The 13,722-nt window shown below is 72.5% G+C and carries 6 protein-coding genes; 4 read left to right on the forward strand and 2 right to left on the reverse strand.

Translation table 11 applies throughout. The features are described from left to right. Positions 1–125 precede the first annotated feature (125 nt). Positions 126–986, forward strand: coding sequence for a phosphatase PAP2 family protein (locus IE329_RS26490; protein ID WP_229927777.1), 861 nt, complete (start codon positions 126–128; stop codon positions 984–986). A gap of 200 nt (positions 987–1,186) precedes the next feature. On the opposite strand, the gene IE329_RS26495 is transcribed toward IE329_RS26490, so the two are convergent. Together IE329_RS26495 and IE329_RS26500 are read right to left on the reverse strand one after the other, a co-directional pair. Next, a complete protein-coding gene (locus IE329_RS26495; protein ID WP_190213500.1) occupies positions 1,187–1,750 on the reverse strand; it encodes an acetate uptake transporter in 564 nt (187 codons plus the stop codon). Positions 1,751–2,085: 335 nt separating this feature from the next. Continuing rightward, positions 2,086–4,650, reverse strand: a complete 2,565-nt coding sequence (locus IE329_RS26500; RefSeq protein ID WP_190213501.1) for a SpoIIE family protein phosphatase — start codon at positions 4,648–4,650, stop codon at positions 2,086–2,088. A gap of 575 nt (positions 4,651–5,225) precedes the next feature. Here IE329_RS26500 and IE329_RS26505 point away from each other — a divergent pair. The 3 genes from IE329_RS26505 to IE329_RS26515 all read left to right on the forward strand — a co-directional run bounded on the left by IE329_RS26505 (position 5,226) and on the right by IE329_RS26515 (position 13,642). Further along, on the forward strand, positions 5,226–9,737 hold the full coding sequence (locus IE329_RS26505) for a HAMP domain-containing protein (RefSeq protein ID WP_229927780.1): 4,512 nt from the start codon (positions 5,226–5,228) through the stop codon (positions 9,735–9,737). Positions 9,738–10,070: 333 nt separating this feature from the next. Further along, positions 10,071–10,709 (forward strand): response regulator, encoded by a 639-nt coding sequence (locus tag IE329_RS26510; RefSeq protein WP_190213503.1) that lies wholly within the window; start codon positions 10,071–10,073, stop codon positions 10,707–10,709. A 167-nt stretch (positions 10,710–10,876) separates the two neighbouring features. Continuing rightward, positions 10,877–13,642, forward strand: coding sequence for a DNA translocase FtsK (locus tag IE329_RS26515; protein WP_190213504.1), 2,766 nt, complete (start codon positions 10,877–10,879; stop codon positions 13,640–13,642). Positions 13,643–13,722: the final 80 nt, after the last annotated feature.

Below are 13,722 nucleotides of genomic sequence, written 5' to 3' on the forward strand. Positions count from 1 at the left end.
ATGGTACTGCAGGGGGGACCCTGTGGGAGAGTAGGACGCCGCCGAACAATCATTCCAAAAATGCCCCCTCCCGTTCGGGAGGGGGCATTTTTGCGTTAACGTCTCCCCAGCACAACCTGAGCTCGGTGGAGGCGCGTCCAGTGCAGAACCTGACCCTTACGTGGCAGACCGCCGGCGGAGCCTCGGTCGCCCTCCTCGCGGCGGGATACGCGGCCAAGCGGCTGCGGCGGCCCTCCCTGGGCAGCTTGCTGCGGGAGGCCGGGATCCTGCTGGCGCTCTTCTCGCTCTGGCAGCTGGTCGGCCGGCTCTCACTGATGAGTGCCGACCACGCGCTGGACCGGGCCGCCTGGATCCATCGCACCGAACTGGCCTTCGGCCTGCCCGACGAGGCCGGCTGGCAGGCGGCCGTCATCCCGTACCCGGTCGTGGTGAAGGCCGCCAACTACTACTACGCGTCCATGCACTTCGCCGTCATGATCGCCGTGCTGCTCTGGGTCCTCGTCCGGCATCGCGCCAGGTACGCCTGGGTGCGGACCACGGTCGTGCTCACCACGGCGGTCTGCCTGGCCGTCCAGTTCATCCCGGTCGCCCCGCCCCGGATGCTGCCGGAGAGCGGCTTCGTCGACGTGGCGGCCGAGTACGGGCAGTCGGTCTACGGCGGTGCGGTCGGCGGGGTGGTGGTGGCCGCGCAGTTGTCGGCGATGCCGTCGGTGCACGTGGCCTGGTGCGTCCTGGCGGCCGTCGCGGTGATCGTGGTGTCCCGGAGCGCGCTTCGCTGGCTGATCGTGCTGCACCCGCTGATCACGGTCTGGGTGGTGGTGGTCACCGCCAACCACTTCTGGGCGGACGGGCTGGTCGCGCTGGTGATCCTGGCCCTGGCCTACACGGCGCAGTGGGCGGCCCGGAGGTTCCGCCCGGCCCGCCTGAGGGTCCAGGAGCCTTCCGGGCCGCGTCCGGCACCGCGAGGGGCCCCCGTACGGCACTGAGACCCCCGGACGGCACCGAGGGCCCCGTAGGGGCCCGGGCCGGCCGGTACCTGGCCGGCACACCCGTGGGCCGGGCCTCTGCAGGAGGCCCGGCCGACGGTCGTTCCACGGCTGCCGCGGCCGGCACGGGGTGCCCGCACCGGCCGCGGTGTCCGGCCGGGCGGGCGACCGGTCGTCGCGGCGCCCGCCGACCGGGCGTGCTACTTGACCGGCAGTGCCGCCCGGCCCCAGCCGCTGTTGGTCAGCGCGGCGGTGGCCCAGTACCAGGCGACCAGACCGGACAGGGCGGCGAGCCACCCGCCGACCTTGGCGAGCCCGCCGGAGCTGCCGAAGGCGGCGATCGCCGAGACCACCAGGGAGACCGTGAGCAGGCCGTACACGGCACGGCTGAACAGGCCGGAGTTCCAGCTGGCGGCGGTCAGCGTGAGCGCCAGCAGCGCCCACAGCAGCAGGAAGAGACCCGCCGCGTTCTTGCCCGCGCCGCCCGCCGCCGACCAGGTCGCCCAGAAGGCACCGAGGCTGGTGAAGGCGGTGCCGGTGAAGCCCTCGCCGGAGCGGAGCTGCCAGAGTCCGGCGACGAACAGGGTCAGCCCGCCGACCAGGTGGGCGAGGGTGGCCGCGTCCTTGGCACCGGTGCCGCTGAAGATGCTGGTGGAGAGCAGGCCGTAGGCGAGGAGGGTCAGGCCGAGTGCGAGATATCCGAGGGAACCGGCGTCGGCTCCTGAGGACCGGGCGTTCTGCGCCCCGGTAGCTTCGTTGCTCACCGGAGGCTCCTTTCACTCTGGGCGCGCCTGAGGCGCTGTCAATGCGAGCGATGAGGTGGCTGCGCTTGGCCGGCCGAGGGCGCACGGAAGTAGCCGTGCGAACGGCTGCGGTCAGTGAAGTGCCAGCGACGGAGCTGCTGGTCAGTGTCCCCTCCGGGGGATTCCCCGGTGAATCCGGTGTACCCGGCCGGTACCCGCTTGTACCCTTGTGAATGGCACAATTTGTATGGTCCGCCGTTGTGGGCCGCCCACGATTGGCCACTTGGTGAACGGGATTGACCGCCCGGGTGAACCGTCGCCCGGGGGTTACGAGTTGGCCACGGCCTGACGCGAGGTCAGCCGGCCCGCTGGGCGGGCACCCGCAGGGTCAGGATCGCCATGTCGTCCGACGGGGGCTCGGGGGCGAACCGCTCCACGGCCCGCTGGACCCGGGCGGCCACCGCGCCGGCCGTCAGCCCGGTGCAGCCGGTGAGCACCTGGGCGAGGCCGTCGTCCCCCAGCATCCGCAGGCCCTCACGCCGTTCGGTGACGCCGTCGGTGACGCAGAGCAGCACCTCCCCCGGCTGCAGCACCAGGTGCTCGGCGGTCAGCTCCAGGTCCTCCATCACGCCGAGCAGCGGCTGCGGGGTGGCGGCCTGGTCCACCTGCCCGTCCACGCGCAGCCGCAGCGGCAGCGGGTGGCCGGCACAGACCAGCGACAACTCGGTGCAGCCGTCCGCCCTGGGGGTCAGCTCGCCGTACAGCAGGGTCAGGAAGCGGCTGCGCGAACCCTCGTCCAGGATGGCCGCGTTGAGCCGCCGCAGGACCTGCGGGGCGTCCAGTCCCTCGCGGGCGAGGAGCCGCAGCGAGTGGCGCGCCAGCCCGGTCACCGAGGCGGCCTCGGGGCCGGTGCCGCACACGTCGCCGATCGCGAAGCCGTAGGTGCCCTCCCGGATCGGGAAGAGGTCGTAGAAGTCGCCGCCGACCTCGTTGCCCTCGCCGGCCGCCTGGTAGAACACGTCCACCTCGACCCCGGGGATCTCCGGCAACTCCGGTGGCAGCAGGCTGCGCTGGAGCGCCTGGCTGGTGGCGGTGCGCTCGGAGTAGAGACGGGAGTTGTCCAGGGCCAGGGCGGCGCGACGGGAGAGGTCCTCGGCGAGTTCGAGCATCTCCTGGCGGAACCGGACACCGGCCGGCGCCCCCAGCACGAGCAGGCCGATGACCCGGTTGCGGGCGGCCAGCGGCAGTACCACCGTCTCGCCGAGCAGACCGGCGAGTTCGGGGCTGTCGGCGAGGCCGCCGGTGCGGGCCGCGTCGGCCGGCGCCGTCCAGAAGCGGGTGCCGGGGGCCGGGTCGGCCTCCGGGGCGGGGATCTTGTCGAGGACGTACCGCAACGGGTCGATCCGGTCCTCGTCCTGGTGCAGGACGAAGGCGAGCGAGGCCGGGCCGCCCTGTTCGCCGCTGGTGTAGACGGCGCACCAGGAGGCCAGCGTGGGCACCGCCATCTGCGCCATCAGCGCGAGCGTCTGCTCGTGCTCCAGGGTGCCGGCCAGCAGTTCGGAGGCCTCGACCAGGAAGGACAGCGAGCCGCGGCGCAGCCGTTCCAGCTCGGCCAGCCGGGCGCTCTCCAGGGCCAGCGCGACCCGGTCGGCGGCGAACTGCAGGCGCAGCGCGTCCTCGTTGTCGTAGCGGCCCGGCGGGGCGGCGGCGACGCCCAGCGAGCCGATCAGCCGGCCGTCCACCTTCAGCGGGACGGTGATCAGCGAACGCAGTCCGCTGCCGTTGAGCAGCGGGACGGGCGCGGGCCGGATGGCCAGGTCCTCGTGGACGGTGGGCAGCCGGGCGGCGTCGAAGCGGCTGCGGTTCGGGTCGACCGGGAAGCGGTCGTAGCGGCGGCGGCCGGCGGTGAGCCCGGTGGCGGCGCGGACCTCGAACTCGCTCTCGTCGTCGGTGACCAGCAGCAGGTAGGCGGCGTCGGCGTCGAGGAGGTCCCGGGCGCGTTCCACGGTCCGCTGGAGCAGCGCGCCGAGGTCGTCCGGCGCGGCCGCCCCGGCGAGCAGGTCCAGGGGCGCGTCGGCGGGCCCGGCCGGATCGCCGCCGTGGGTGCGCGCGGGGGAGCGCAGGACGGCGCGGTCGACCTCGCGCACCAGCAGGCAGAGGGTGGACGGGACGCCCTCGGCGTCGCGCACCCGGATCTGCACGCCGTACACCTCGACCGTCAGCCCGTCGCCGCGGCGCAGGCCGAAGCTGCCCTCCCAGCGGGCCAGCCGGAGGGTCTCGTCGAGGCCGAGGCCGATGCCGGCCGACTGCGGCCAGGCGGCGAACTCGGCCCAGGGGCGGCCCAGCACGTCCTCGGGGCGGTGCCGGAAGAGCGCTTCGGCGTCGGGGTTCCAGGCCAGTACCCGGGCGTGCTCGTCGACCTGGACGACGGCGACGTGCACCGGCCCGTCGGTGCTGGGCAGTTCGTCGCCGGGGGCGGCCGGTTCGGCGTACCTGGTGCCGATCACGTGGTCGGGCAGCGCGAGGCGGAACCAGACGGTCTTGCGGCCGGCCGCGTACTCGACGCCCCAGCAGGAGGACAGCGCCGAGCACATCAGCAGCCCGCGTCCGCCCTCGTCGTCCGGGTCCGCGTACCGTTCGACGCCCGCGTCGGGGACGTCGGCGAAGGCCGGCAGGCCGCGTTCGGGGTGGTGGTCGGTGACCTCGACCCGGACGGTCTCGTCCTCGCGCAGGCAGCAGACCTCGGCGGCGGTGCCGGCGTGCACGACGGCGTTGGTGACGAGTTCGCTCACCAGGACGACGGCGTCGTCGACGACCTCGGGCAGCCCCCAGCTCAGCAGGGCGTCCCGGACGAAGCCGCGCGCGGCCGCGGCCGACCGGCCCACTGGTCCGAAGGTGGCGGCTGCGCGCGCGGTGACCACGTTGCCACTTCTCCTCTGCTCTGGTCCGGCTGTCCCGCCGCACACGGTGGACGGTCCGGGGGCTGATCGCCTGCTGCGCCTGCCGGGTGGTGGCGGCGCCGGGACGACTCGTGGCCCGGTGCAGCGCTCCACCCTACTTTCCGGTTGGTTCCCCGTGGGGACAGGGAGCCGAAACAAGCACCGGAGGGTGATTCTGGGCACGTGTTTGGCCGGGAGTGGTAACAACCCAGCGCAACCGGCCGTACACCCGGTGCCAGTACTGCCAGACTGGGGGGTCCGCAACGACCTGATCGCGCAGTACGGTCGATGCGGTGCTGGTGGGCCGGACGGCCCCCGCAGCGGTTCTCGGCCGCACCGGTGCCTGTGCCCAAGCGGTTCCGGGCGTACTGGACAGTTCACGATGTGGGAGGGTCCCGTTGAGTTCGGCCACCAAGGACGCGACCGGCACGACTCCGTCCGCCGCACGCGGCGGACGGTCCGGGGCGGCGCCTCGGGGCACCGCCGGACGGCGCCCGAACCACGCCAGGGGCGCCGAGCCCGCCGATCTGCGCAAGTTGCTGGCGGCGCTGACGGCGATGCGTGACGGCAACTTCAAGCGGCGGCTGACCGTGCCGGGGGACGGTCCGCTGGCGGAGATCGCCGCGGTCTTCAACGAGGTCGCCGAGCGCAACCAGCACCTGACCGGTGAACTGGCGCGGGTCCGACGGGCGGTGGGCCGGGAGGGCCGGCTGTCCGAGCGGCTGGAGACCGGCGCGGGCGAGGGCGCCTGGATGGCCGCCGTCGACAACTGCAACGCGCTGATCGACGACCTGGCGCGCCCGATGGCGGAGGTCGGCCGGGTGCTGACCTCGATCGCCGAGGGCGACCTCGAACAGAAGATGGAACTGCGCTCGGTCCACACCAACGGGGTGAGCCACCCGCTGCGCGGCGAGTACCTGCGGATCGGCCGCACGGTCAACGGACTGGTCGACCAGCTCTCCGAGTTCACCGACGAGGTGACCCGGGTGGCCATCGAGGTGGGCACCGAGGGCAAGCTCGGCGGCCAGGCCCGGGTGCGCAGCGTCTCGGGCAGCTGGAAGGACCTCGCGGACTCGGTCAACACGATGGCCGGCCGGCTGACCGCGCAGGTGCGCAACATCGCCGAGGTGACCACGGCGGTGGCCAAGGGGGACCTCTCCCGGAAGGTCACCGTCGAGGTCGACGGCGAGATGCTGCAGCTGAAGAACACCGTCAACACCATGGTGGACCAGCTCAACTCCTTCGCCGCGCAGGTCACCAGGGTCGCCCGGGACGTGGGCACCGAGGGGCGGCTCGGCGGCCAGGCGCAGGTGCCGGGGGTGGCCGGGGTCTGGCGCGACCTGACCGACTCGGTCAACTTCATGGCGAACAACCTGACCGGGCAGGTCCGGAACATCGCGCAGGTCACCACGGCGGTGGCCCGCGGCGACCTCTCGCAGAAGATCGAGGTGGACGCCCGGGGCGAGATCCTGGAGCTGAAGAACACCATCAACACGATGGTCGACCAGCTCTCCGGCTTCGCCGAGCAGGTGACCCGGGTGGCCCGCCAGGTCGGTACCGAGGGGCGGCTCGGCGGCCAGGCGCAGGTGCCGGGCGCGGCCGGCGTGTGGCGCGACCTCACCGACAACGTCAACTTCATGGCCAACAACCTGACCGACCAGGTGCGCAACATCGCGCAGGTCACCACGGCGGTGGCCAAGGGCGACCTGTCGCAGAAGATCCAGGTGGACGCCCGGGGCGAGATCCTGGAGCTGAAGAACACCATCAACACGATGGTCGACCAGCTGGGCGCCTTCGCCGACGAGGTGACCCGGGTCGCCCGGGACGTCGGCACCGAGGGCATCCTCGGCGGCCAGGCCAGCGTGCCCGGGGTGGCCGGCATCTGGAAGGACCTCACCAACAGCGTCAACCTGATGGCCAACAACCTGACCAGCCAGGTCCGCAACATCGCCGAGGTGACCACGGCGGTGGCCAAGGGCGACGTGTCGAAGAAGATCACCGTGGACGCCCGCGGGGAGATCCTGGAGCTGGTCACCACCGTCAACACGATGGTGGACCAGCTGTCGGCGTTCGCGGACGAGGTGACCCGGGTGGCCCGCGAGGTGGGCACCGAGGGGATCCTGGGCGGCCAGGCGCGGGTGCGCGGGGTGTCGGGCATCTGGAAGGACCTGACCGACAACGTCAACTTCATGGCGTCCAACCTGACCAGCCAGGTCCGCAACATCGCGGAGGTCGCCACCGCGGTGGCCCGCGGCGACCTGTCCAAGAAGATCACCATCGAGGCGCAGGGCGAGGTCGCGGCCCTCGCGGGCACCCTGAACACGATGGTGGACCAGCTGTCGGCGTTCGCCGTCGAGGTGACCCGGGTGGCCCGCGAGGTGGGCACCGACGGCATCCTGGGCGGCCAGGCCGGGGTGCCGGGCGTGGCCGGCATCTGGAAGGACCTCACCGACAACGTCAACCTGATGGCGAACAACCTGACCGGGCAGGTCCGCAACATCGCCCTGGTGATCACCGCGGTGGCCCGCGGCGACCTCTCGCAGAAGATCGACGTGGACGCCCGGGGCGAGATCCTGGAGCTCAAGACCAGCATCAACACCATGGTCGACCAGCTCGGGTCGTTCGCGGCCGAGGTCACCCGGGTGGCCCGCGAGGTCGGCACCGACGGGCGGCTCGGCGGCCAGGCCCGGGTGCCGGGGGTGGACGGCACCTGGCAGGACCTCACCGAGTCGGTGAACGAGCTGGCCAACAACCTGACCCGGCAGGTGCGGGCGATCGCCCAGGTCGCCACCGCCGTGACCAGGGGCGACCTGTCGCTGCGGATCGACGTGGACGCCTCGGGCGAGCTCGACGAGCTCAAGGACAACATCAACCAGATGATCGCCAACCTGCGCGAGACCACCCGGACCAACCAGGAGCAGGACTGGCTGAAGACCAACCTGGCCAGGGTCACCGGTCTGCTGCAGGGCCGCCGGGACCTGGAGGCGGTGGCCTCGCTGATCATGACCGAGCTGACCCCGGTGGTCTCCGCGCAGCACGGCGCCTTCTTCCTCGCCCAGCCGGCCGGCCGGACCGCCGAACTGATCACCGAGGACGACGACGAGAACGACACGGTGCTGCGCCTGATCGGCAGCTACGGCTACCAGCGGCGGGCGATGCCGACCACCTTCCGGCCCGGGGAGTCGCTGGTCGGCCAGGCGGCGGTGGAGAAGCGCTCGATCATCCTGAAGGAGGCGCCGCCCGGATACCTCAAGATCGCCTCGGGGCTCGGCGAGGCCTCGCCGGCGCACGTGGTGGTGCTGCCGGTGCTGTTCGAGGGCCGGCTGCTCGGCGTGATCGAGCTGGCCACCTTCAGCTCCTTCACCACCGTGGCGCTGGACTTCCTCAACCAGATCGCCGACCTGATCGGCGTCACGGTCAACACCATCAGCGTCAACACCAAGACCGAGGGCCTGCTGCTGGAGTCGCAGCGGCTGACCGCCGAGCTCTCGATGCGCTCCGCCGAGCTGGAGGCCCGCCAGGAGGAGCTGGAGCGCACCAACGAGGAGCTGCAGGAGAAGGCCGAGCAGCTGGCCCAGCAGAACCGCGACATCGAGATCAAGAACAGCGAGATCGAGGAGGCCCGGCAGGTCCTGGAGGAGCGTGCCGAGCAGCTCGCCCTCGCCTCCCGGTACAAGAGCGAGTTCCTGGCGAACATGTCGCACGAGCTGCGCACCCCGCTGAACTCGCTGCTGATCCTGGCCAAGCTGCTGTCCGACAACAACGAGGGCAACCTCTCGCCCAAGCAGGTCGAGTTCGCCGACACCATCCACGGCGCCGGCTCCGACCTGCTCCAGCTGATCAACGACATCCTCGACCTCTCCAAGGTCGAGGCGGGCAAGATGGACGTCCGTCCGGCGAAGATCGCACTGGTCCAGCTGGTCGACTACGTCGAGGCGGCGTTCCGGCCGCTCACCGTGGACAAGAGCCTGGACTTCGCGGTCCGGGTCTCGCCGGAGCTGCCGGTGACCCTGCACACCGACGAGCAGCGGCTCCAGCAGGTGCTCCGCAACCTGCTCTCCAACGCGGTGAAGTTCACCGACTCCGGCGCCGTCGACCTGTACATCCGCCCGGCCGGGGCCGACGTGCCGCAGCACGTCCGCGAGCAGCTGCTGGAGGCCGGCGCGATCGGCGACCCGGACGAGGAGCTGGTGGCCTTCTCGGTCTCCGACACCGGGATCGGCATCCCCGGCAACAAGCTGCGGGAGATCTTCGAGGCGTTCAAGCAGGCCGACGGCGGCACCAGCCGCAAGTACGGCGGCACCGGCCTCGGGCTCTCCATCAGCCGGGAGATCGCCCGGCTGCTCGGCGGCGAGATCCACGCCGAGAGCGAGCTGGGCCGCGGCTCGACCTTCACCCTCTACCTGCCGCTGCGCAGCGAGGCCCCCGACCCGTCCGTCCACGAGCGCCCGGCCGCCCCGGTGGTCCGTGCCTCGGTCGGCGTGACGCCGGTGGGTACGCCGGTGCCGGTGGGGGAGAACCCGGCCGAGCACTGGGCCCAGGAGGTGCGGGAGCTCGCCGAGGAGCGCCGCCGGGGCGCCGTCGAGCGCCGCCGGGCGGCGGCCGCCGAGGAGGGCGTCCCGCGCCAGCTGACCGAGCCGGCCGCCCGCCCGGGCGTCCTGGCACGGCCCGACGGGCGCTTCGACGGCCGCTTCGACGGCGAGCAGGTGCTGATCGTGGACGACGACATCCGCAACGTCTTCGCCCTCACCAGCGTCCTGGAGCAGCACGGTCTGACGGTGCTGTACGCCGAGAACGGGCGGGAGGGCATCGAGGTGCTGGAGCAGCACGAGGACGTGTCGCTCGTGCTGATGGACATCATGATGCCGGAGATGGACGGCTACGCGACCACCGAGGCGATCCGCCGGATGCCGCAGTTCTCGGGCCTGCCGATCATCGCGCTGACCGCCAAGGCGATGAAGGGCGACCGGGAGAAGAGCATCGAGGCCGGGGCCACCGACCACATCACCAAGCCGGTCGAGACCGACCACCTGCTGACCGTGATGCACCACTGGCTGGAGCAGAAGTGAGGGCTGTCCCGGGGGCGCCCGGCGCGGCCGGGGCGCCGGGAGGGGAGCCCGGGCGCCGGTTCGTGCCGGAGGCCGTGCCCGTTCGCTGGCGGGGACGGCGGGGAACCCGGTAGGGTCACCGATCGTTGCGAACAGTGACGGAACCGCGACTCAGCGCAGAGGTGCGCCGGAGCGCTGTTCGCCCGGTCGGCGACGCGGTCTCCCCGCAGGTCGGCGGATCACGTTCCACCGGGGCGGTGTGGCGGGCGAGGGGGTCGGGCTAGCATGACCGGGGTAATGGTGGGCAGTACCAAGGTGCCGTCCCCTGGGCGGCAGGCGGCAGGAGGGCGGGTCGTGGTGCAGAAAGCGAAGATCCTCCTGGTCGACGACCGACCGGAGAACCTGTTGGCCCTGGAGGCCATCCTCTCCGCGCTCGACCAGACGCTGGTGCGTGCCGCGTCCGGCGAGGAGGCGCTCAAGGCGCTGCTGACCGACGACTTCGCGGTGATCCTGCTCGACGTCCAGATGCCGGGGATGGACGGCTTCGAGACGGCCTCCCACATCAAGCGCCGCGAGCGCACCCGGGACATCCCGATCATCTTCCTCACCGCGATCAACCACGGGCCGCACCACACCTTCCGCGGCTACGCGGCCGGCGCGGTGGACTACATCTCCAAGCCCTTCGACCCGTGGGTGCTGCGGGCCAAGGTGTCGGTCTTCGTCGACCTCTACGTGAAGAACTGCCAGCTCAAGGAGCAGGCGGCACTGCTGCGGCTGCAGCTGGAGGCGGGCGACGCCCAGCCGGCGCTGGGCAGCGCGCTGCTGAGCGAGCTGTCGGCCCGGCTGGCCTCGGTGGAGGAGCAGGCGGAGGCCCTGACCAAGCAGCTGGACGGCTCGGACGACAGCGGCGCCGCCGCCACGGCCGCCCACCTGGAGCGCAAGCTGACGGGTCTGCGCCGGGCGCTGGAGGCGCTGCGCCCCGGCTCGGACTGATCCCGGCCGCCGCGCGGGCCCGGCCTCCGGCGACCCGGCCGGTCACGTGGGCCGGTTCGGCCGGGCGGGTGAAGCGTGGTCAGGGTGACGGTGTGTCTGCGACACGCGCGGGGCCCGGCGCCCGGGCGCGTGTCCACAGCCGCGCGCCGCCGGTAGGCTGCTGGCCCATGGCCACTCGTACGCCCGGCAGCGACACTAGCGGCGTGCGCCGCGGGGACATCAGCGGCTCGCGCGGCGGGGCCGCACGCGGCTCCGGTGCGGGACCGGCCAGGAAGGCGGCCGCGAAGTCCCCGGCCAAGGCACCGGCCGGGAAGGCGGCGGCGAAGAAGGCCGCGCCGGCGAAGAAGGCGGCCGCCAAGCCCGCCGCGGCGCCCGCGCCGGCTCCGCCCAGGCCGATACTCTTCCGCGCCGTCCGGGCCGTCTGGCTCGGCCTGGCGCACAGCGTCGGCGCGCTCTTCCGGGGCTTCGGCGACGGCGCCAAGGGCCTGCACCCGGACCACCGCAAGGACGGCGTGGGGCTGCTGCTGCTGGCGCTCGCCCTGGTCACCGCGGCCGGGACGTGGTTCAGCCCGCAGGGCTGGCTCGGTGAGGCCGCGACCAACGTGGTCTCCGGACTGTTCGGCCGGCTCGACGTCCTGGTCCCGTTCCTGCTGGCGGCCGTCGGGGTGCGGCTGATGCGGCATCCGGAGGTGCCGGAGGCGAACGGACGGATCGTCATCGGGCTGAGCGCGCTGGTGGTCGGTGTGCTCGGGCTGGTGCACATCGGCTGCGGAGCTCCCGCGATGGGCGGCGGCGCGACCAGGATCCGGCAGGCGGGCGGTCTGGCCGGCTGGGCCGCCTCGACCCCGATGATGGCGGCCGCCGGGCCCCCGCTCGCCGTGCCGCTGCTGTTGCTGCTGGCCTTCTTCGGCCTGCTGGTGGTGACCGCGACCCCGGTGAACCGGATCCCCGAGCGGCTGCGGATGCTCGGCGTGCGCCTCGGCGTGGTCGAGCCGACCGCCGAGGAGGCGGCCGCCGCGGGTGGTGCGCCGGCGCGCGAGTACTCGACCGATCCGCCGGAGGACGCCGACCCGAACGCGCTGCCCTTCACGGTGGACACCGACGGTGACGGTGCGGCGGACGGCGCCGCCCGCCGCCGGCGCCGGCGGCGCAAGCAGGTGGACGAGCCGGAGCTGGACCCGGCCGTCGCCGACATGTTCGCCAAGCGGCCGCAGACCGGCTCGGGGGAGGACGGGGACGACCCGTACGCGACCCGGGACATCGCGGCCGGGGTGGCCGCCGACCTGGACGGCGCCCTGCTGTACGGGGTGCCCGCCTCGCCCGCCGTGGCGGACATGATGCACCAGGTCCAGGACCGCACCGCCGTGCCGGAGGAGCCGGCCGTCCCGGCGGCCCGCACGGCCGGGCAGGCGGCCCCGGAGGAGCACGGCCCGGCCCCCGTCCGGATGGAGCAGCTGCAGCTCTCCGGCGACATCACCTACGCGCTGCCCTCGCTGGACCTGCTGGAGCGCGGCGGCCCGGGCAAGACCCGCAGCAAGCTCAACGACGACGTGGTGGCCCAGCTGACCGCGGTGTTCGGCGAGTTCAAGGTGGACGCCAGGGTCACCGGCTTCACCCGCGGCCCGACGGTCACCCGCTACGAGGTCGAGCTGGGCCCGGCGGTCAAGGTGGAGCGGATCACCGCGCTGGGCAAGAACATCGCGTACGCGGTGGCCAGCGCGGACGTCCGGATCATCAGCCCGATCCCCGGCAAGTCCGCGGTCGGCATCGAGATCCCCAACCTCGACCGCGAGATGGTCAACCTCGGCGACCTGCTGCGCTCGCGCGCGGCCGCCGACGACCAGCACCCGATGCTGGTCGGGATGGGCAAGGACGTCGAGGGCCACACCGTGATGGCCAACCTCGCGAAGATGCCGCACATCCTGGTGGCCGGCGCCACCGGCGCGGGCAAGTCGTCCTGCATCAACTGCCTGATCACCTCGGTGCTGGCGCGGGCCACCCCGGACGAGGTCCGGATGGTGCTGGTGGACCCCAAGCGGGTCGAGCTGACGGCGTACGAGGGCATCCCGCACCTGATCACACCGATCATCACCAACCCGAAGAAGGCCGCCGAGGCGCTGCAGTGGGTGGTCCGCGAGATGGACCTGCGCTACGACGACCTCGCCGCGTTCGGGTTCCGCCACGTGGACGACTTCAACGCGGCGGTGCGGGCGGGGAAGATCACCCCGCCGCTGGGCAGCGAGCGGGAGCTGACGCCCTACCCGTACCTGCTGGTGATCGTCGACGAGCTGGCCGACCTGATGATGGTCGCGCCGCGCGACGTCGAGGACTCGGTCGTCCGGATCACCCAGCTCGCCCGGGCGGCCGGCATCCACCTGGTGCTGGCGACCCAGCGCCCGTCGGTGGACGTGGTCACCGGCCTGATCAAGGCCAACGTGCCCTCCCGGCTGGCCTTCGCCACCTCCGCGATGATGGACTCCCGGGTCATCCTCGACCAGCCGGGCGCCGAGAAGCTGATCGGCAAGGGCGACGCGCTCTTCCTGCCGATGGGCGCCAGCAAACCCATCCGGATGCAGGGCGCGTTCGTCACCGAGGCCGAGATCGCCGCCGTGGTCCAGCACTGCAAGGACCAGCTGACGGCGGTCTACCGGGACGACGTGACGGTCGGCGGCGGGCCGCGCAAGGAGATCGACGAGGAGATCGGCGACGACCTCGACCTGCTCATCCAGGCGACCGAGCTGGTGGTCTCCACCCAGTTCGGTTCGACCTCGATGCTCCAGCGGAAACTGCGGGTCGGTTTCGCGAAGGCGGGCCGGTTGATGGACCTGATGGAGTCTCGTGGGATCGTTGGGCCCAGCGAGGGCTCCAAGGCCCGGGATGTGCTCGTCAAACCCGACGAGTTGGACGGTGTGATCATCAGCATCCGGGGGTAGCCGTGCCCCCGCGCGAGCAGTTGCCTCCGGACGTGTCCACTCGTTCGGAGGACAGAGGGTGCGGCGGGAACCGACCGGGT

This window comes from Kitasatospora indigofera (assembly GCF_014655955.1).
Lineage (GTDB): Bacteria > Actinomycetota > Actinomycetes > Streptomycetales > Streptomycetaceae > Kitasatospora > Kitasatospora indigofera.

Bases quoted from the DNA above. Each gene is read 5' to 3' on its own strand.
- IE329_RS26505 (WP_229927780.1), top strand. From the start codon at position 5,226: ATGCGTGACGGCAACTTCAAGCGGCGGCTGACCGTGCCGGGGGACGGT.
- IE329_RS26515 (WP_190213504.1), top strand. From the start codon at position 10,877: ATGGCCACTCGTACGCCCGGCAGCGACACTAGCGGCGTGCGCCGCGGG.